This window comes from Lentzea sp. NPDC058450 (assembly GCF_042721395.1).
GTDB lineage: Bacteria > Actinomycetota > Actinomycetes > Mycobacteriales > Pseudonocardiaceae > Lentzea.
The window spans coordinates 231200-249522 of sequence record NZ_JBHXLO010000003.1; the positions used below are offsets into that span (position 1 = coordinate 231200).

18 protein-coding genes and 4 tRNA genes are annotated in these 18323 nt (G+C 69.6%); 13 read left to right on the forward strand and 9 right to left on the reverse strand.

Features of this window, described 5'->3' with window-relative positions; genetic code table 11:
- The first annotated feature begins 109 nt into the window (after positions 1 to 109).
- Both ACFWNN_RS07360 and ACFWNN_RS07365 read left to right on the forward strand, forming a co-directional pair.
- A complete protein-coding gene (locus ACFWNN_RS07360; protein WP_382439016.1) occupies positions 110 to 505 on the forward strand; it encodes an SsgA family sporulation/cell division regulator in 396 nt (131 codons plus the stop codon).
- A gap of 114 nt (positions 506 to 619) precedes the next feature.
- Positions 620 to 1087, forward strand: coding sequence for a hypothetical protein (locus ACFWNN_RS07365; protein WP_382439017.1), 468 nt, complete (start codon positions 620 to 622; stop codon positions 1085 to 1087).
- Here ACFWNN_RS07365 and ACFWNN_RS07370 read toward each other — a convergent pair.
- From ACFWNN_RS07370 to ACFWNN_RS07380, 3 genes are read right to left on the reverse strand one after another with little or no spacing between them, the layout of a single operon-like run.
- A complete protein-coding gene (locus ACFWNN_RS07370) occupies positions 1081 to 2229 on the reverse strand; it encodes a tetratricopeptide repeat protein (protein WP_382439018.1) in 1149 nt (382 codons plus the stop codon). The genes ACFWNN_RS07365 and ACFWNN_RS07370 overlap by 7 nt on opposite strands.
- Positions 2230 to 2790, reverse strand: a complete 561-nt coding sequence (locus ACFWNN_RS07375; protein ID WP_382439019.1) for a GNAT family N-acetyltransferase — start codon at positions 2788 to 2790, stop codon at positions 2230 to 2232.
- On the reverse strand, positions 2787 to 3251 hold the full coding sequence (locus ACFWNN_RS07380) for an FxsA family protein (RefSeq protein WP_382439020.1): 465 nt from the start codon (positions 3249 to 3251) through the stop codon (positions 2787 to 2789). The genes ACFWNN_RS07375 and ACFWNN_RS07380 overlap by 4 nt, the downstream gene beginning before the upstream one ends.
- Positions 3252 to 3382: 131 nt before the next feature.
- Here ACFWNN_RS07380 and ACFWNN_RS07385 point away from each other — a divergent pair, with 131 nt between their 5' ends.
- Positions 3383 to 4771: a KamA family radical SAM protein gene (locus ACFWNN_RS07385; RefSeq protein WP_382439021.1), complete on the forward strand. Its 1389-nt coding sequence runs from the start codon at positions 3383 to 3385 to the stop codon at positions 4769 to 4771.
- A gap of 84 nt (positions 4772 to 4855) precedes the next feature.
- On the opposite strand, the gene ACFWNN_RS07390 is transcribed toward ACFWNN_RS07385, so the two are convergent.
- Positions 4856 to 5329: a winged helix-turn-helix transcriptional regulator gene (locus tag ACFWNN_RS07390; protein ID WP_382439022.1), complete on the reverse strand. Its 474-nt coding sequence runs from the start codon at positions 5327 to 5329 to the stop codon at positions 4856 to 4858.
- An 85-nt stretch (positions 5330 to 5414) separates the two neighbouring features.
- Here ACFWNN_RS07390 and ACFWNN_RS07395 point away from each other — a divergent pair, with 85 nt between their 5' ends.
- On the forward strand, positions 5415 to 6113 hold the full coding sequence (locus ACFWNN_RS07395) for a nitroreductase (RefSeq protein WP_382439023.1): 699 nt from the start codon (positions 5415 to 5417) through the stop codon (positions 6111 to 6113).
- 8 nt (positions 6114 to 6121) lie between these two features.
- On the opposite strand, the gene ACFWNN_RS07400 is transcribed toward ACFWNN_RS07395, so the two are convergent.
- Positions 6122 to 7333: an MFS transporter gene (locus ACFWNN_RS07400; RefSeq protein WP_382439024.1), complete on the reverse strand. Its 1212-nt coding sequence runs from the start codon at positions 7331 to 7333 to the stop codon at positions 6122 to 6124.
- Positions 7334 to 7385: 52 nt separating this feature from the next.
- Here ACFWNN_RS07400 and ACFWNN_RS07405 point away from each other — a divergent pair, with 52 nt between their 5' ends.
- The 5 genes from ACFWNN_RS07405 (at position 7386) to ACFWNN_RS07425 (ending at position 10690) form a co-directional block, all read left to right on the forward strand.
- On the forward strand, positions 7386 to 8036 hold the full coding sequence (locus ACFWNN_RS07405) for a GNAT family N-acetyltransferase (protein ID WP_382439025.1): 651 nt from the start codon (positions 7386 to 7388) through the stop codon (positions 8034 to 8036).
- 54 nt (positions 8037 to 8090) lie between these two features.
- Positions 8091 to 8164 (forward strand) — tRNA-Gly (locus ACFWNN_RS07410).
- A gap of 8 nt (positions 8165 to 8172) precedes the next feature.
- A tRNA-Ala gene (locus tag ACFWNN_RS07415) sits at positions 8173 to 8245 on the forward strand.
- Positions 8246 to 8249: 4 nt separating this feature from the next.
- On the forward strand, positions 8250 to 9578 hold the full coding sequence (locus ACFWNN_RS07420) for an SDR family NAD(P)-dependent oxidoreductase (protein ID WP_382439026.1): 1329 nt from the start codon (positions 8250 to 8252) through the stop codon (positions 9576 to 9578).
- Positions 9572 to 10690, forward strand: a complete 1119-nt coding sequence (locus ACFWNN_RS07425) for a ribonuclease inhibitor (protein ID WP_382439027.1) — start codon at positions 9572 to 9574, stop codon at positions 10688 to 10690. Before ACFWNN_RS07420 ends, ACFWNN_RS07425 begins: the two co-directional genes overlap by 7 nt.
- Here ACFWNN_RS07425 and ACFWNN_RS07430 read toward each other — a convergent pair.
- A complete protein-coding gene (locus ACFWNN_RS07430) occupies positions 10687 to 12441 on the reverse strand; it encodes an AAA family ATPase (RefSeq protein WP_382439028.1) in 1755 nt (584 codons plus the stop codon). The two genes, ACFWNN_RS07425 and ACFWNN_RS07430, sit on opposite strands and share 4 nt — an antisense overlap.
- The gene (locus ACFWNN_RS07435) at positions 12438 to 13823 is read right to left on the reverse strand and encodes a hypothetical protein (RefSeq protein ID WP_382439029.1); all 1386 of its coding nucleotides are present in this window, start codon (positions 13821 to 13823) and stop codon (positions 12438 to 12440) included. The genes ACFWNN_RS07430 and ACFWNN_RS07435 overlap by 4 nt, the downstream gene beginning before the upstream one ends.
- A 25-nt stretch (positions 13824 to 13848) precedes the next feature.
- On the opposite strand from ACFWNN_RS07435, the gene ACFWNN_RS07440 reads away from it, so the two are divergent.
- A tRNA-Cys gene (locus tag ACFWNN_RS07440) sits at positions 13849 to 13925 on the forward strand.
- Between the two features lie 63 nt (positions 13926 to 13988).
- Positions 13989 to 14064 (forward strand) — tRNA-Arg (locus ACFWNN_RS07445).
- On the opposite strand, the gene ACFWNN_RS07450 is transcribed toward ACFWNN_RS07445, so the two are convergent.
- The gene (locus ACFWNN_RS07450; protein ID WP_382439030.1) at positions 14062 to 14880 is read right to left on the reverse strand and encodes a hypothetical protein; all 819 of its coding nucleotides are present in this window, start codon (positions 14878 to 14880) and stop codon (positions 14062 to 14064) included. The genes ACFWNN_RS07445 and ACFWNN_RS07450 overlap by 3 nt on opposite strands.
- Positions 14881 to 15114: 234 nt before the next feature.
- Between ACFWNN_RS07450 and ACFWNN_RS07455 the strand changes: the two genes are divergently transcribed.
- Positions 15115 to 16224, forward strand: a complete 1110-nt coding sequence (locus ACFWNN_RS07455; RefSeq protein ID WP_382439031.1) for a transporter substrate-binding domain-containing protein — start codon at positions 15115 to 15117, stop codon at positions 16222 to 16224.
- A 65-nt stretch (positions 16225 to 16289) separates the two neighbouring features.
- Here ACFWNN_RS07455 and ACFWNN_RS07460 read toward each other — a convergent pair whose 3' ends face one another.
- Positions 16290 to 16889: a hypothetical protein gene (locus tag ACFWNN_RS07460; RefSeq protein WP_382439032.1), complete on the reverse strand. Its 600-nt coding sequence runs from the start codon at positions 16887 to 16889 to the stop codon at positions 16290 to 16292.
- A 227-nt stretch (positions 16890 to 17116) separates the two neighbouring features.
- Here ACFWNN_RS07460 and ACFWNN_RS07465 point away from each other — a divergent pair, with 227 nt between their 5' ends.
- Complete coding sequence (locus tag ACFWNN_RS07465) at positions 17117 to 18151, forward strand: DUF1996 domain-containing protein (RefSeq protein WP_382439033.1); 1035 nt, start codon at positions 17117 to 17119, stop codon at positions 18149 to 18151.
- Positions 18152 to 18323: the final 172 nt, after the last annotated feature.

The following is an 18323-nucleotide window of genomic DNA, read 5'->3' on the forward strand; positions in this document are numbered from 1 at the left end:
GCTTCGAGGGTCTCCCCAGTCGCCGGAAAAATCTTCGACGATTTCTTGAACCGCCCCGCGACCACGTCCGTGTTGATGGCAGCACCCTCACCGCGGAGGAGGAACGGCGATGTTCAACGAGACTCGGGTTGGCACTGCCACCGTCGTTGAGTTCATCCGGCCGGACGGCTCGGTCGAACCGATGAGCGTCGACCTCCAGTACCGATCAGACGATCCGCATGCGGTGACCATGCGTTTTCAGGCACGGGACCAGGAGTCGACCTGGCTCGTCGGCCGCGAACTGCTCGCCGACGGGATCCTCGCGCCGTCCGGGCTCGGGGACGTGCGGCTGCGGCCCGGCGACGGGGACGTGCTCGTGCTGGAGCTCTTCACCGAGGACTCGCACGCGGTGTTCCACCTGTCCGCGGCGGAGCTGCAGAAGTTCCTCGACTCGACGTACGCGGCGGTGCCGGCGGGGCGTGAGGTCCTCGACTTCGACCTGCTGATGAAGGACCTGCTCGGCTGAGCGTTCCGACCTGTTCCGCGACGTTCCGGAACAGGCGTTCCTCTCCCCTGCCTCGGGCAGGGTTCCGCCCGGCTCCGGAAGCACCGGGGCCGTCGGAACGCAAGGGGAGATGACATGCGGACCACCATCCGTCGGGGGTTCCCGGCACTCGCGGCCCTGTTCGGGGCGCTCGCGCTGGTACTCGGCCTGTCCGGCACGGCGTCGGCGTCGACCGAGTTCTGGGCGTCCAGCGTCCCGTGGTCGACCTCCACGAACCCCAGCCAGCCGTGGACGAACTCCACGAACATCTGCTTCGGTGGCGACCACTGCGGCGGGCCCCGCAACAACGTCATCGTGCGGACGCCCGCGGCGTACATCAGCTCCGTGCACATGAACCTGCACGACAACGTCAGCTCGGTGAAGAAGGGCACGATCTACGTGTTCGTGGACGACGTGCTCGTGGGGTCCGCTGACGTGAAGGCCGCGGGCAGCATCCACAGCTTCCCGGTCGGGCGCGCCGGCTCGACGATCCGCCTCTCCCCCGCGCCGCACCCGGACGCGTGGTCCGACGAGATCGTGCTGCTGGGCATGCTGGTTCAGTAGTTCTGGTTGTGGCGGTCGAGGACGTCCCGTGCCTCTTGCAGGAACGGGGCGGCCTCGGCCGTTCCGCCGGCGTTGATCGAACGGTGCAGCGCCAGTGCCTTGTAGGCGATGGCCACCGCCTCGTCGTGTCGCCCCAGACCCGAGTAGGTGACGCCGAGGCAGGCCATGACCTCGCCACGACCGGCGTGGTCCTCGACGTCGGCGTAGCGGTCGCGGGCCTGCTCCAGGGCTTGCAGGGCCTCGTCGTAGCGGCCGGCGTGGTTGAGGGCCGCGCCGAGGTGGGTCAGGACCCGGACGTCCGGCCCGCCTGCCACCAGAACGGCCTCCAGCACCTCGACGCTGTCCTCCGTCGTGGCGCCGTGTCGCCACCTCGTCCGGAACGCGTGCAGGAGCTCGTCGGGCGAGTTGATGAGGTTCTTGAGCAGCCGCACCGTGTCGTCCGGCGGCAAGGGGTCGAGCACGAACCGTTGCGCGCCATAGCGAAGAAGGGCGTCGAGCGGGTCGCGGCTCGTCACCACGACGACGGACTGCCCACCGCCCGGCAGCAGCGGCAACACCTCGTCGGCGTTCTGCACGTCGTCGAGCACGAGCAGCACGCGGCGCCGTGCGAGCGTGGTGCGGACGTCTGACGTCTTGAACGCCTGCATCACCGCGTGAGGGGTGGCGTTGTGCAGGACGCCGTCCGGGAACCGACCGGCGACGCGGTGTGCCCACCGGACCGCCAGCGCGGACTTGCCGATGCCGGGCGGGCCGGTGATGACGATGATCGGACCGTTCATCTGCCCGAGGACGTTCTCGCGGCCGACGAAGCCCGGCATGTCCGGCGGCAGTTGCATGGGCGCTTCGGCCGGTCTCGGGGAGCGCTTCGCCTCTTCGACGCGGTCGCGGGCGGTGGCGAGGGCGGCCTGTTCCTGTTTCGTGGCACCGAAAATGCCGACGAGCACGTCGAACCTGTCCGTTGGCGGCAGGGTCGTGCCGCTCAGGTACTCCGACACCCGACCGACCGCGTAGCCCGACTTCGCCGCGATCTCCCGGACCGTGAGCTCCCGGTCCTGCTGCGACCGGGCATGCCTGCGGCGGAGCGCGCGCAGCAGCTCCGCGAGTTGCCCGGTCGTCGTCACGTCCTCGACGCCGTCGATCATCTAGAGACGCAGCCCCAGGACGAGCTTGTCCGCGGAGTCGATCACGCGGAAGCCCAGGTGTTCCCAGAAGCCGATCGCGTGTGTGTTGTGGTGCCGCACGTGGATGTGGACGCCCTTCTCCAGACGTTCGAGCACGGTGCGCACGAGCGTGCCGCCGAACCCCTTGCCCTTCGCGCGGGGCAGCAGGTTCGCGTGCAGGTGCGCCGGGAAGTCCCTGACCAGGAACGGGTCGACGCGCGGCGGGTGGTGGATGTGCTGCACGATCCGGTTCGGGTCCTTGGTCATCGGGTAGCGGACCCGCAGGTCAGGCCACCAGTCGCGGTCGCAGCGGTCCTCGAACGCCTCGGTGTCGGCGGTCGCGAGCGCGTACCCGGCGATGCCCTCGTCGTCCTCGGCGACGAACACCAGGTCGGGGTCGAACGCCGCGTACGGGCCGACGAAGGCGTGGCCCATCAGCTTCGGGTCCTCGAACAGGTGGCGCGCGCCGAGGCCGCCGTTGCCGGTGTCGAGGCAGATGTCGTAGAGCGCGTCCAGGTCAGCGGGCCGGTACGCGCGGATCACCTGAGCTCGCGCCGTTCCGTGATGACGACCGGGTCCGTGTCGACGTCGAGGACTTCGCCCTCGACGACCTGACCGGCGCCGAAGCGGCGTTCGTGCTCGAACTTGAGCGCCGCGGCCTCGGCCTTGCGCGCGATCCGGCGGCTCACGAGCTTGCGCGTGGGCGGGAAGAGCAGGAACAACGCGGCCACGTCGCTGATGAAGCCCGGCACCATGATCAACGCGCCGGCCGTGGCGATGAGCACGCCGTCCGCCATCTCCTGGTGCGGCTGCTGGCGGTTGAACACCGACTCCCGGAACGCGGCCATCACCTGCGCGCCCTGCCGGCGCACCAGCGACAGACCCACGAGCGTTCCGACCAGGAGCAGGGCGATCATCCAGAGCCCGCCGATGGCGTTGCCGACGGCGACCATGACCGCGATCTCGGCGAACATCCCGAGCAGCAGCAGCGCGAAGAGGGGCATGTCCGTTTCAACGCACGAAGTCGCGTCTTTGCTCCCGACCAGCTCTCGACCAGGTCTTGAGCTGAAATATTTACGGCAAGCTAGCGATGTGACAGGATATCTTTACGCGACCTCGACGCTGAGGAGTACGGATGACCGCGCTGCACGACGCCCCCACGGCGCTGGAGCGGCTGGACCGCCAGCCGTACACGTACGTCCGCCGAGAGCTGGTCGAACCGGACTGGCGGCGCTTCCCCGGCTGGTCGAACGTGACCGAGACGCAGTGGCGCGACGCCCAGTGGCAACGCGTGAACTGCGTGAAGAACGTGAAGCAGCTCCGCAAGGTCGCGGGTGACCTGCTCACCGACAAGTTCTACGACGACCTCGCCGCCGACCAGTCGGCGTTCGCGACGATGTCGATGCTGATCCCGCCACAGATGTTCAACACCATGGCGGTAGACGCCTCCCTGTCCCCGGACGCCTTCACCGAGGCGTTCCTGGCGGACCCGATCCGCCGCTACATGCTCCCGGTCGCCTCGGACCGCGACCCCGACTGGCCGTCCCACCCGCACTCCGAGCGCGACTCGCTGCACGAGGCGGAGATGTGGGTGGTCGAAGGCCTGACCCACCGCTACCCCACCAAGGTCCTCGCGGAGATGGTCTCGACCTGCCCGCAGTACTGCGGCCACTGCACCCGCATGGACCTGGTCGGCAACAGCACGCCGTTGATCGACAAGCACAAGCTCTCGCTCAAGCCGGTCGACCGCCAGGACCAGATGATCGAGTACCTGAAGAAGACCCCGGGCGTCCGCGACGTGGTGGTCTCCGGCGGCGACGTGGCCAACGTGCCGTGGCCGCAGCTCGAGTCGTTCCTGATGCGCCTGCTCGACATCGAGACGGTCCGAGACATCCGCCTGGCCACCAAAGCCCTCGCGGGCCTCCCGCAACACTGGCTGCAGCCGCGTGTGGTCGAGGGCCTGGAACGCGTCGCCCGCACCGCCTCCCGCCGAGGCGTCAACCTGGCCATCCACACGCACGTCAACCACGCGCAGTCCGTGACGCCCCTCGTGGCTGAAGCAGCACGCACGGCGCTGGAAGTGGGTGTGCGGGACGTGCGCAACCAGGGCGTGCTGATGAAGGGCGTCAACGCCACCTCGGACGACCTGCTGGACCTTTGCTTTGCCCTGCAAGGGGAAGCGAACATCCTCCCGTACTACTTCTACATGTGCGACATGATCCCCAACTCCGAGCACTGGAGGGTGTCGGTCGCGGAGGCTCAGGAGCTCCAGCACTCGATCATGGGCTACCTGCCTGGGTATGCGACGCCGCGCATCGTGTGCGACGTGCCGTACGTCGGGAAGCGGTGGGTGAACCAGCTCGAGGAATACGACCGTGAGCTGGGCATTTCCTACTGGACCAAGAACTACCGCACCGGGATCGAGCTCGAAGACCCCGACGCGTTGAACCGCCGCTACCCCTACTACGACCCGATCTCGACGCTCGGCGAGACCGGCCAGAAGTGGTGGGCCGGCCAGAGCTGACCTGACGACGGGGGTCGCGGACGGGGCCGCCTTGGGAGATGTCCCAAGGCGGCCCCGTCGGCATGTGTTGCACCGTACTGGCGGCTAGTCCGAACCTCCTGCCGCGAGGTGCGCGTGGAGGCCAGGGCCGGCCTCAGGCAGGACGTCGTGTGCCGTCATGTGCTCGCCGCAGCAGTCGCACGCCAGCGTCACCCTGGCCTCACCCGCGCAGTCGCGATGCCGGTAGTGCACCGGTGGCCCGTCCGGCGCCATGTAGGCGTCGCCCCAGTCCTTGACGGCCATCAGGATCGGGTAGACGGCATGTCCCTTGCGGCTCAGCCGGTACTCCACGTGGTCGCCGTCGTCGGCTTGTTGCCGGGTCAGGATCTCGTGCTCCACCAGCCGTCCCAGCCGATCCTGCAGGCGGCTGCGCGGGATGCCCAGATTCGACTGGAAGGCGTTGAACCGCCGCACGCCCGCGAACGCCTCTTTGAGGATCAGCAACGTCCAGCGGTCGCCGAGCACGACGAGCGGCCGGGTGATCGAGCAGGGCAGATCGGCGAGTTCTTCGTACCGCATGACCTGACCTTACCGAATCCGGTCTCTTTTCGAGACTGGCTCGTGCTAGCGTCGGTCTCGAAAAGAGACTGACGTGGAGGTTCCCGTGAGCGCAGGTACCAGTACGTCCCCGGCCCTGCACGAGGCGCTGGACCGGTTGCTCGTGGAGAGGTGGACCTGCCGGCAGTTCCTGCCTGCGCCGGTCCCGAGGAGCACCATCGAACAGGTCCTCACCCTCGCCCAGCGCACGCCGTCCTGGTGCAACACCCAGCCGTGGCAGGTGGTCATCACTGAAGGCGAGGGGACCGAACGCCTGAGGACACGGCTGCTCGCTCATCTGCGGGACAACCCCGGTCTGCCCGACTTCCCGTTCCCCGCCCAGTACACCGGCGTCTACCAGGAACGGCGCCGGGAGTGCGGCAAGCAGCTCTACGGCAGCCTCGGCATCGAGCGCGGCGACCACGAGGGGGCCGCCCGGCAGATGATGCGCAACTTCGCGCTGTTCGACGCGCCTCACGTCGCGATCATCACCACCGAGGCCGATCTCGGCGTGTACGGCGCGATCGACTGCGGCCTCTACCTCAACTCGTTCCTGCTCGCCGCGCAGAGTCTCGGCATCGCCACCGCTCCGCAGGCGGCTCTCGCGGGGTACTCGGGCTTCCTGCGGGACCACTTCGCGCTTCCGGACAGCAGGCGTGTGGTCGTGGGAGTCTCGTTCGGTTACCCCGACACCGCGCATCCGGCGAACTCGTTCCGCACTTCTCGCGCGGACGCAGGCAGCGTCGCGACCTGGCACTCCACGTGACCACCGGTTCACCCGGCTGATTCGTCCGTGGCTCGCGCCAAGACGCGGTTGTTCAGGACGGGGTAGAAGGCCAGCGCCACCAGCACGAGGAAGCCGCCGGCCACGACGTACGAGACCTGAACGGTGAACGCGCTCGCGAGAACGCCGCCGAGTGCCGCTCCGACCGGTCCCCCGACCATCACCACCAGCCTGCTCGACGAGAGCACCCGGCCCATGAGCTCGTCGGGCACGATCTGCTGGCGCACCGTGCTCACCACGACCTTCTCCGCGGTCATCAGCGCGCCGGTCACCGTCATCATCGCGGCCGCGACCCACGGATCGGCGACGAGTCCCAGCACCAGGATGGCCGCGCCCACACCGGATTTGCCCAGGAGCAGCACGGTGCCGGGGCCGAGTCGTCTGCTGGCGGCCGCGGCTGCCAGGCCTCCGATCGTCGCGCCGACCGCGGTGGCCGTCAGCAGCAGGCCGAAGCCCAGGTCGGGGAGTCCGAGCACCTCCTTGGCCAGCAGCGCGAGCATCGCGAACTGGGCGGTGGCGGCCACGTTGCCGAGGCAGGACACCGTGGCCAGCGCGCGGAGGGTGCGGTTGCCGAACAGCCAGCGGATGCCCTCGGCGATCTCGCTCCGCACGCTCTTGCGGGGCGTCTCCCGTGGCTTGACGTCTGTCCGGATCGAGAGGATCAGCAGGCCGCTGGCGGCGAAGGAGAGGGCGTTGCCGGCGAACGGCAGGACGTTCCAGACGCCGAACAGCGCGGAGCCTACGGGTGGTCCCACGAAGTCCTCGCCGCCGCTGTCGGCTGCGGCGATGCGTCCGTTCGCCGTGGCCAGGCTCTGTGGATCTCGTGACACGAAGTCGGGGATGGCCGACTGGGCGGCTATGTCGAAGAAGACCTGGCCGACGCCCAGCAGGAACGCTGCGGCCACCAGCCACGGCAGGGTCGCGTGCTCGGTCAGGATCAGCGTCGCGAGCACGGCCAGGACGGTGAACCTGCCCAGGTCCGCCCACACCATCACCCGGCGGCGGTCCAGACGGTCCACTGCTACGCCGGCGTGCAGCGACAGCAGCACCCAGGGGATTTCGGCCGCCACGACGACCGCGCTCAGGGCCAGCGGGTTGCTGGTGGTCTGCAACGCGAGCAGGGGCAACGCGGCGGCGTGCATGCCGGTGCCGATGGCCGACACGAGTGTGGCGGCGAAGAGCCTGCGGAAGCGCGGGTTCACGTTCGCGATCCTGCCGCTGGCGGACTTCGCCGCTCCAGTAGGGTTGGGTGCGATGATCACGCGCCCGCCCGCTGGGGCAGACGTCCGCACCTCGCCGAACCCCTCCGTGACCTGGGTCGGCCGGAAGGTGTGGTTGCGTGAGGTCGGGCCCTCTGATCGGAGGACGCTCGCCAGGTTCGACCGCGACGTCGTGGACGGGCCGCCGCTGGTGGGCGGGTATCGGCACGTGGCGTCGCATCGTGCGGACACCTCCGGTGAGGACCTGCAGCTCGCGATCGTGAGCTTGCGCAGCCGGGTGATCGTCGGGTCCCTGTCGACCGTGCGGACGGACTCGGGGCCCGGGTGTTTCAGCTACGGGATCGGGATCGGGTCCTGGCATTCGAGGTGCGGGTACGCGGCGGACGCGATCACGGTGCTGCTGGCGTTGATGTTCGGTCAGCGGGGTTATCGCGAGTGCGAGATCAGCATCTACGGCAGCAACTTCGCTTCGCAGAGCCTGCACTCCCGGCTCGGCTTCCGGGAGACCGGTCGGCTCGCCGACCCCGAACTGTCGGGTGGCTCGTTCGGGTATCTGGAGATGATGGCCATCTCGTCGGCCGAGTTCGCCGCGCGGAACGGACTCGCGTTGCCGCTGGAGACCGAGTCCGCGGGGCGTGGCCGGCACTGGCGTCGGGCGCGGGGGCGGCACCGCAACGCCTGGTAGTGGTTTAACCAGCGGCGGCGTGGAACGGGCGCTGGTTAGGATGGCCCGCAATGCCGGGGTCGTAGCGCAGGGGCAGGCGCGTCACCTTGCCAGGGTGGAGCACGCCGGTTCGAATCCGGCCGCCCCGGCAGGCCTGGGTCCTGTAGCGCAGAGGCAGTCGCGCCACCTTTGCAGGGTGGAAGACGCCGGTTCGAATCCGGTCGGGACCACACCATGACGGACAACACGATCACCGAGGCTGACCTCGCGGCGTTCCACGGGACCGTCGCGCGGTTGCGCGCGCTGCCGGCCGACGATCCCGTGCGGCTGCGGGCCGAGCGGGTCGCGGAGTCGTTCGCCCGCGAGGGGCGCAGGAGCCGCAAGAAGGTGCGCGGCGACGAGCAGGCGCTGGCGGACGCGGCGGTCGACGCCGCGACCGCGACCGGTGCGCTCGATCGCCGGGAGGACGCGCCGCTGGCGGCCGTCGACGGAGCGTCCCGGGAGCTCGCGCGCGTGCGGCGGTGTTATGTCTGCAAGGAGCTGTACCGGCACGTCGACGCGTTCTACCACCGGCTTTGTCCTGACTGCGCGCTGGAGAACACGGCGCGGCGTACCGCGCGTGCTGATCTGACCGGGCGGCGGGCGTTGCTCACCGGTGGGCGGGTGAAGATGGGGTTCCAGCTCGCGCTCATGCTGTTGCGGGACGGGGCCGAGTTGCTGGTGACGACCCGGTTCCCGCGTGATGCCCGGCGGCGGTTCGAGGAGGCCGACGGGAGTGCGGAGTGGCTGGGGCGGTTGACGATCGTCGGCATCGACCTGCGTGATCCGCGGCAGGTGCTCGGGTTCACCGAGTCGCTGCGGGAGGACGGCCGGCCGCTCGACGTGCTGGTCAACAACGCCGCGCAGACCGTACGTCGGCCGCCGGAGTCGTACGCGGCGCTGGTGGCGGGTGAGGGCGGGGTGCTGCCCGGGAACGCCGTGCTGGCGCCGGGGTTCAGCCCGATGCTGGCGCTGGAGCACAACGGGGGTGCGCTGGCGTTGGCGGACCTCGACGAGGCCGGGTTGCTGCCCGACACCGCGCCGGTCAACTCGTGGTCGGCTCGGGTGGGTGAGCTGGACGCGGCGGAGGTGCTGGAGACCCATCTCGTCAACGCGCTGGCGCCCACGTTGTTGTGCGACAGGCTGTTGCCGTTGTTGCTGGCGTCGCCGCACGAGCGCAGGTACGTCGTGAACGTGACCGCTGTCGAGGGCCGGTTCGCGGTGCGCAACAAGACTTCTGGGCATCCGCACACCAACATGGCCAAGGCGGCGCTCAACATGCTGACCCGCACGAGCGGGCCTGAGCTGGCCGGGCAGGGCGTCTACATGTGCTCCGTGGACACCGGCTGGATCACCGACGAGAACCCGGCGCCGAAGAAGGCACGCCTGGCGCGGGACGGGTTCCGCACGCCGCTCGACGTCGTGGACGGGGCGGCACGGGTGTACGACCCGATCGTGCGCGGGGAGGCGGGCTCGCCGGTCGCCGGCGTGTTCCTCAAGGACTACCGGGAGGCGGCGTGGTGAGCTCGCTCGACCCGTTGCTGGCCTGGTTGCGCACCGGTGCGACGACGGGCGAGCGGCTCGACTTCCCCACCGGCACGGCACTTCCGGACGGCAGGCTCGACCTGTGCAAGCAGGACCTCGGGCCCGCGGGCGCGGCGCTCGTGGCGCAGGCGTTGCGGCCTGGCGTGGTCCAGCACCTGCTGCTCGGCACCGACGGGCTCGGTGACGACGCGGCCGACGTGGCCGGGGAGGCGGCGCGGCGCGAGGTTGAGACGCTCTACCTGGGCTGCAACGGGATCACGGCAGGGGGCGCGTGCCGGCTCGCCGACAACCTGCGCATGTCGCCGCAGGCGAGCAGGGTGACCGGCATCTGGCTCAAGCGCAACCCGATCGGCGACGGGGACGCGGCGGCCGCGCTCGTCGAGTCCGCGCAGTCGTTGCGCACGCTCGATCTCGTGCAGACCGACCTCGACGCCGACGCGGTGCGACGGCTGGTGGAGGCCCTGCTCGTCGCGTCCGCGCAGGGCAGGCCGGTGGAGCGGCTCTACGTCGGCGGCAACCCGCTCGGCCCGGCCGGCGCCACGCACCTCGCGGCCCTGCTGGCCGCCGACGCGGTGAGCGAGCTGTACGTGTCCGCGGCGGGGCTCGGCAACGAGGGCGCGCACACCCTCGCGGACGCGCTCGTACCAGGCAGGCTCCGGCGGATCTCGGTGGCCAGCAACGGAATCGGGCCGCAGGCCGCAGCTCGGCTGGTGACCGCCGCGGCACGGGCGGGCGTCGAGGTGTGCGACCTCGGCCGGGTCAAGGCCGCCGGGGTCCTGGGAGCGCGGGACAACGTCCTGGACGCGGCGGCGACGACGGTCATCGCGGAGGAGCTGGCCGCCCGGCCGCATCGGTTGCGGCACCTGGTGCTGAGCAACACCGGGGTCGGCAGCCAGGCCGCGCACCGGTTGCTCGACGGCGCCCTGCGCGCGGCCACGCCCACGCGTTTCGTGCTGGGCAAGGGAGTCGCGACCAGCGTGCGGCGCAGGCTCGACGCGGTGAGCGCCGCGATCCCCGCCACGCCGCCGGTGCACGCGGACGTGGCGGCGGTGCGCAGCGTCCACCGCCAGCCGCCGATCGGCACCGGCTAACCCTTGATCGTCGCGAAGACCTCCACCCAGAACCGCTGGCGGTCCTCCGCGACACCGACCAGGTAGGTGGCCCGCAGCTTGGGCGGCAGCAACGCGACCAGGCGCGCGATCGCCTCGCGGTGCTTGCGCAGCTGGGACAGCTCGGCGTTGGCCAGCACCTGGTGCACGACGTCGCCGTGGTTGCCGCCCTCGGGCGAGTCCCGCTCGTCCCGCAGCCGTTGCTCCCACAGGCCCGCCTGCCGGGCGATCTCACCGAGACCGGTCACCTTCCGGTTCGCCAGCCGGTCGAGCAACGCGGTCAGCGGCACGGGCGCGTACTCGCCCTCGCCGAGGTAGATCGTGGCGAGCTCCAGCGGCAGGCCGCGCTCGTGCAGCTTGACCAGCCGTTCGATGGTGCGCTTGGTGATCCACGCCCTGCCGTCGTCGTCGATGTCGTGCTTCCACCACTCCAGCACGGTCTCCGCGACGCCGCCGTACCGGCTGATCAGCCACTCGTTGGCGGGGATGTCGGCGGGGTCGACGACGAGCGAGCAGGTGAAGCGGGTCGCCTGCGCGATGTTGTTGCGCGCCACCAGGAGCTTGCGGCCCAGGTGGTACGGCGGGTTCTGGATCGCGACCTGGGCGCGCAAGTTCTCGATCCGCTGTCCCGCGAGCGACCACTCCTGCGTGATCTCCATCAGCCGCGCGAACGCGGCCTTGTCCTTGGGGCGGTTGTACTCGTCCCAGACGATCGCCTTCGGCTCGCGGCCGGTGAACGGACGCGCCAGCAGGTTCTCCAGCGTGCCGGCCGCGGTCGGCAACGGCGCGCAGAGGTCCTCGACGTTGGTCACCGGCAACGAGAAGTACAGCGGGTCGCGGCCGAGCTCGGTGCGGATCGTCTCGCGGACGAGCTCGGTCTTGCCGCAGCCGGGCGGGCCCTGCAGCAGCACGCTCCACCGGTTGCGCAGCGCGGCTTTCAGGACCTGCCGCACCGGGTCCGGCACGGTGGAGGGGTTGGGCACGCCGAGCGCGGCCGCGAACCGGTCCAGGATCTCCCGCGTGCGGTCGCCCCGCTCGTCCCGCAGCCGCAGCCGCTCGCCGTTGACGAGCGGAAGTGCCCACTGCAACGGAAAACCCTCGCGCGCGTTCGCGAGGACGTGCTCCATCGTCCGCGGTGACACCAGCTCCCGCACGTCCGGCCCGAGCGAGCTCCACACGCCGAAGAACGCGCTCAGGTCCCACTCGCGGTACCGCGCCGACAGGGTGGCGCGCCAGGCCGTGTCGTTCGCGGTCATCCGCACGGTGACCATGCGGTCGAGGATCGCGAGGTCGCTGCGCCGCGCGGAGGTCTCGGCGAGCGACTCGTTGTCGGTGAGGAACACGCCGATGCAGCCGAGCGCGCGCAGGTCGTACTCGCCCAGCGTCCAGTTGCACGCGACCTGCATCAGCTGCGACTGGATCGTCTCGCCCGCCTGCAGCGAGTCGTCGATCAGCAGCACGAACTTGCGGCCGGGCCGCAGCTGGCTCATCACGAGCTGACGCAGCACCAGCTCGCCGTCCTCGCGCACCGGGGCGTTGATCAGCAGGTCGTCCGGCGTGAGGTTGGCCGCCGGCACGAACACGAGCTCGGTGTCCGGGTACTCCTGGGCGATGTGGGAGAAGAACGTGGCGGTCTTGCCGATGCCGTGCGGGCCGAAGATCTGCCCGGTCTGGCCGATGTCGATCATCGCGTCGATGAACGCGGTCAGCTTCGGTTTCGTCGTGGTCGTCATCCGGATCGTCCTGTCACGGGCCGCACGCGGTGGCAGGCCATGGGTGGTGTGTGGTGGTCGGGCCAGTCGTCGCCGCCCTCGGTGATCAGCCAGATCCACTTGTCCGGCTCGGCGGGGGTGACGTGCGGGGCGTAGCCATCGGTCATCATGACGACGGCGTCGACTCGCTCCTCGAAGTGCTCGCCGTCCACAGTGGATCGCCCCTCGACGTAGTCCACAACGGACTGGAAGCTGGTGCCGCCACCGCCGTACACGGCTTCTCCCGGCCGGAACGGCATCACGACGCCGTCGAACGCGAGCCAGTGCGCCTGTACGCCGTCGATCCCGCCGACCAACTCGGTCATCCACGCCACGACGCCCGGCGGCATCGAACCCGAGGTGTCATACGCGATGACCAGCACCTTGTCCCGCACCGGTCCGCGGCGCGACAGCATCGGGTCGTGCCCGAGCACGCTCAGCACCGCGCCGCGCTTCTTCGGGTACACCAGCCGCTCGCCCTCGCGCAGCTTCGAGCCGAGCACGTCGACGAGCCATCGCTGCCACCAGTCGACCTGGCCGGTGCGCGCCGTCGTGCCCCGCAACGCCCCGGCGCCGAGCGTCCCCCACTTCTTGCCCGCCACGTCCTCGGTGCGGTCCATCAGGTCGAGGACCTCGGACTCGGCGTTGCCGTTGCCGCGCCGCGCGGCCAGCAACGTGTTGAGCAACGCCGACGAGACGACCGCGTCGACCGTCTCCTGGTCGAGCTGGATCGAGTGCGTCACGTGCACGCACAACGGTTCTGGCACAGGCGGGCGCGCCATCCGCTTGAGTTCGGAGTAGACGGTCGTGTCGGTGACGATGAAGTCGTCGTACGTCAACGGAACCAGCCCGTGCTCGGTGAGATCCGCGGTGTAGGCCTGGTGGACTTCGGCCGGGTCGATGCCGATCGGTTTCCCGTCCAGCACCGGCAAGCCCCGGCCGAGCCGCACCTGCGCGACGTGGTTGATCACCACCTCGGCCGCCGTCGTGAACACCGGGTCGTCCCGCATCTCCTGCTCCACGAACAGGTGGCGGTGCACGAGGTGCCGAGCCTCGTGGAACAGCACGAACTTCACGCCCTGGAGCCCGATGCCGACGAAGAACACGGGGTTGAACAGCAGCAGGCACGTGCCGTCGCCGGACGCCACGACCGCCGCCGTGTCGATCGCGGTCGTCGCGATCTGGTGCGGGCACTTCGAGTAGAGCCACGACGCGACCGCGGACTCGGTGAGCCCGAAGTCGAGCAGCGCGGCCTCCTTGAGCCGCGTCGCCTCGGCGGTCACGTCGTCCGCCGCGGGCCGCCAGCGCACCAACGCCTGCCGGTCCGTCAGGTCGACGACCGGTGTCCGTGTGCGATCACTCATCTCCCCACCCAGTAAGATCCGTGCCGACGGGTCGTAGCGCAGAGGCAGTCGCACCGGCCTGCAAAGCCAGGGACACGCTGGTTCGAATCCAGCCGCCCGTCACCTTCCGCCGTGTGACGACAGGGTGCTGTCACTCATCTCCCCCCCACCCCTAAGATTCACTCCGACGGGTCGTAGCGCAGGGGCAGTCGCACTGGACTCCGAATCCAGAACACGCTGGTTCGAATCCAGCCGCCCGTCACCTTCCGGCGTGCGCGACCGCTCCGCTCGTGCGCACCAGCTCCGGCACCGTCCCCAGGAACGACGGCAACAGCTGCGCCATGACCGCCCACGCGTCCGGGTCCACGCCGATCTCGGCGCGCACCAACGGCGCCAAGCTTTCGGCCGCCTCTCGTGCCCGTCGCGGGAACAGCAGGCGACCGAAGTGCAGCACGCCCAGCACCTGTCGCGGCGACTTGGCTCGTTCGACGTACTCGGCGGGCTCGACGACACCGGCCTCCCGCACCCGGCGCGCGAACTTGACGTGCGAGCCGAACTGCGCACGCACCTCGTTCGGACAGTCGGCCCTCTCGGCCAACGCCCAGCGCGCATAACCCGGCAACGGCTCGTCGAGATCCGCCGCCGCGACCAGTGCCCAGTCCTGCTGCCCCACGACCCGTGCCGCGGCCCTGGCGTTGCGGAGCCTCGTCACCTCGCGCAACCCGCCGACCACACCGCTGGGACTGACTGGCACTTCGGGCTCTTCCGCCCGCACGGCCGTCGGCAGAAGCCCTGGCGCACCGCCGAACGGCACGCCGCGCAGGATGTCGCGTCTCGTCACGTCGAGCGTGTCGGCGTGGTGGAACACGACCCGGTTCGTCTCGGGGTCGTCCTCTTCGAGCATCCACAGCAGCACGGACCGCGGCGGCCGCAGACCGTCGAGCCACTTCGCCGCGATGTCGACCGGCAGCCGCTCCGGCTCGTCGATGCCGAGGCGCTGCCGCACGGCGGCCGCGTCCTCCTGCTCGATCAGCGAGAGCAGGAAGTGCACCGCCGGCCGGTCGTTCCCCCTGTTCACAGCGGGGAGTATCGCAGAGCGGGTGCCGCGGGCGCGTCGGGTTTTCCCGCAACGGGCCCGCATCGGCGATGAATGGAATATTCCCATTCGTTTTGAAAGGCTCTGCACAACACACCTGAGATTATGTTCTTCAATCGCTTCCGGTGACGCCCGGCGACTTGTCGCGAAAATCAGGCGTAGCTTGCGAGAGATCAGCCGGAACGGCTGGCGCCCGACGAAGAAGGACACGCCCCTGTGAGCACCGAGCAGGACGTCGAGTCAGCCGCGAACTCGTTCTCCATCCGCGGTCAGCTCTACTGGATTCTTCCGATAACCCTGGCCACCATGTCCATCACCGTCTGGCTCCTCACCAATCCCCAGTGGGGAGGTGACGTGGCCGCGATCGTCGTGATCCCCATCAACGTGGCGGCCGTCCTGGTGCCGCTGATGATGGCCTACGGCGCGAACGGAACCGGAGCCAGGCGCGCGAACCCGCTCAGGATGCGGCGACTGAAGATGGCCGTGGCGTTCACGCTGTCGACGCTTCTCGTCATCACCGGCGTCTACCTGGTCAACCGCGAGGGCGACCCGCTCGACTACCTGAAGGGCACCCTCCGCGTCGGCGTGATCAAGGAGGAGTACGCCGGCTGGAACAAGCTTCGCACCGATGGCAGCCGCGAGGGGTTCGACGCCGCGCTCGTCGACTACCTGAAGACCCGCTACCCGGCGATCACCGAGATCAAGTACGTGGAGCTCAACGAGCGCGACGAGCGGATCAGCGCACTCGAGGGCTCACGTCGTGCCGACATCGTCATCTCGAACTTCTCCATCACCCCCGCTCGTGAGGAGCGGATCGATTTCGCGGGCCCCTACTACTACGACAAACAAGGCTTCTTCACCTGGGGAGGAGAGCTCGTTCTCGAGGACGTCACCGTCGGTGAGGTGTGCACCGCCAGCGGCATCACCGGCAACGCCCGCCTCACCGAACTGGGCTGGCAGCCCACATCCGAGCGCTCCCTGGCGAAATGCATGCAACAGTTTCTCGACAACCCGAACAGCACCAAGACCGTGTCCACCGACACGTCCATACTTCAGGCCTACGCCAAAGACCGGAAGAACCGCGACAATCCCAACAGTCCGTCCACGTGGCAGATTCCCAACGGGATCGAGCTCGGTCAGGAGAAGTACGGGATCGGCATTCCCAACAATCGCCCCAGGCTGTGCGAAGAGCTGAACAAGGCGATCACCGACTTCCTGAACGGCCGGTGGGGCCACGAGTTCGACAAGCACCTGGCGGGAGTCGACAAGAAGGACGACCACATGCCGAAGACCACCGACACCTGCAAACAGCCGTCGTTCTTCTGACCCGAGGCGCCGACTGCCGGCCACTCGTCAGGTGCAGGCCCCGAATCCCCCGATCAGCGTGTGGTTCACCGCGGCTGGAGAGACGCGTAGAAGGACTTCGCGAACTCGCGGAGCGGGCCCCTGCACTCGTCCGACCGCGGCTGCGGCTTGTCCGCCGGCTTGTTCTGCAGGGTCAGCACCGCGTTGTCGTCGAGGATCATCAACGTGCAGCTGTCGGTGTCCTTCGGCGTCAGCCACTTCGCCTGCTCGCCGACCCCGACGTCCGCGGCGCCGTCGTCCGCGGGGTCGGAGCCCGGCCTGGCGGGTGCGTCGAACGCGTCGCGCGCCTTGCCCCGGCCTCGGCCGGTTGCGGGCGGGTAGGTGGAGTCCGGGTCGTTGCGCCAGGCCGAGGCTTGCAGGTTGATCCTCGGCCAGTCGGGGATGCGCTGGAACTCGCAGCCGGTGAGCAGGTCCGACAGGGACGGTTTCTCGTTGCCCGTGCGGAACGGGGGCAGGCCCGCCACCTGCTGCGTCACCTGGGCGCAGGTCAGCAGGGCCTCGTACTTGACCTTCGCGGGAGCGGCGGGGGTGGTGGCCGGCGGTGGCTTGACGGACGGGCCGCCACCGGTGCACGCCGTTGCGGTCAGCAACAACATCACCATCGCGATCCGTGCGGATCGAGTCACTGCGCTCCCAGTCCCTTTCCCCGGTTCCGCGGCCAAGCTAGCGCAGCTTCGGCTACCGCTCCCGGCGTCGGGCCGCGTGTGCGGGCAAAGGCACCTGAACCGGTGAACGGGGTCCCGATCGGACGACAGGTCCGGAAGTTTTTGTTATCCGCCGGTGACCTGGGCATCTCCTGTGCAGAAGACACCGGACCGGCCTGTGCCGGTGCCCCCTGCCTGGAAGGATCTCCATGCCCCTCGTCCCCAGTTCGCGCGTGCGGCGTCGCGTGTGGATCGCCGCGCTCGCCGTGGCGGGCGTCGCGGCCTCCGCCGTGACCGCGAACGCGATGTTCTTCACCCCGCCCGCGAAGCCGCAGGCCGCTCAGGTCTCCTCGGCCGCGGTCGTGCCGCCGGCGCCGGTCACCACGACCACCACCACGACGGAGGCGGCGGCGACGCAGGCCGCTCCGGAGACCACGCAGGCCGCTGTCGCGCCGACGAAGCCGCAGGAGCCGATTCCGCCGAACGCGGTGCGCGTCGCGGAGTTCGTGGCCGAGTGCCCGTTCACGCATCGGTTGCCCGACGACCCGATCGTGCTGCCGAACCTGCCTGGCGCGTCGCACATGCACAGCTTCTTCGGCAACGACTCGACGAACGCGCGTTCGGACGTCACGAGCCTGGAGAAGGGGCGCAGCAGCTGCAACCCGAAGATCGACCTGTCGTCGTACTGGGTGCCGACGCTGCTGGTCGACGGGCAGCCCGTCGAGCCGACCGGCACGACGTTCTACTACCTCGGTGAAGGTGTGCGGGACGACGTGACGGCGCGCATTCAGCCGTTGCCGCACGGGTTGCGCATCGTCGCGGGCAACGCCAAGGCGACGGCGCCGGACGGGTCCACGATGTCGCGGTGGTCGTGTCTGCACGCTGGTCACGTCGGCGCGTCGAAGGACTTCGTGAACTGCCCGCCCGGCACGATGATGGAGTCCTACCTGGACTTCCCGCAGTGCTGGAACGGCAAGGACCTCGACTCGCCCGACCACAAGAGCCACATGGCGTATCCGGTCAACGCCGACTGCCCGGCGACGCACCCGGTGCCCGTGCCGAAGCTGCGGCAGGTGCTGCGGTACCCGGTCAACGGTGACCCCGCTCGGTTCAAGCTCGCGTCCGGGCCCGGGTTCACCATGCACGGCGACTTCTTCAACGTGTGGCCGGAAGCCGAGATGGCGCAACGGGTCCGCGACTGCATCAACCGGATCGTCAAGTGCGGGCCGGACGGACGCCCGTAGTGCGAGCCCTCCTCATCGCGGTGCTCTTCGCGGTGACGGCCTGTGGTGGGCCCGGCGCAGCTGCGGCCGGGGCCCCCCGGGGTGCCGTGTCCCCCCCAGATGTGGGGGTGGCGGGCCCGCTGATGCCCCCGAACCAGACGGCGCGCGCCGCCCGCGCGCGCCCCCCGCACGA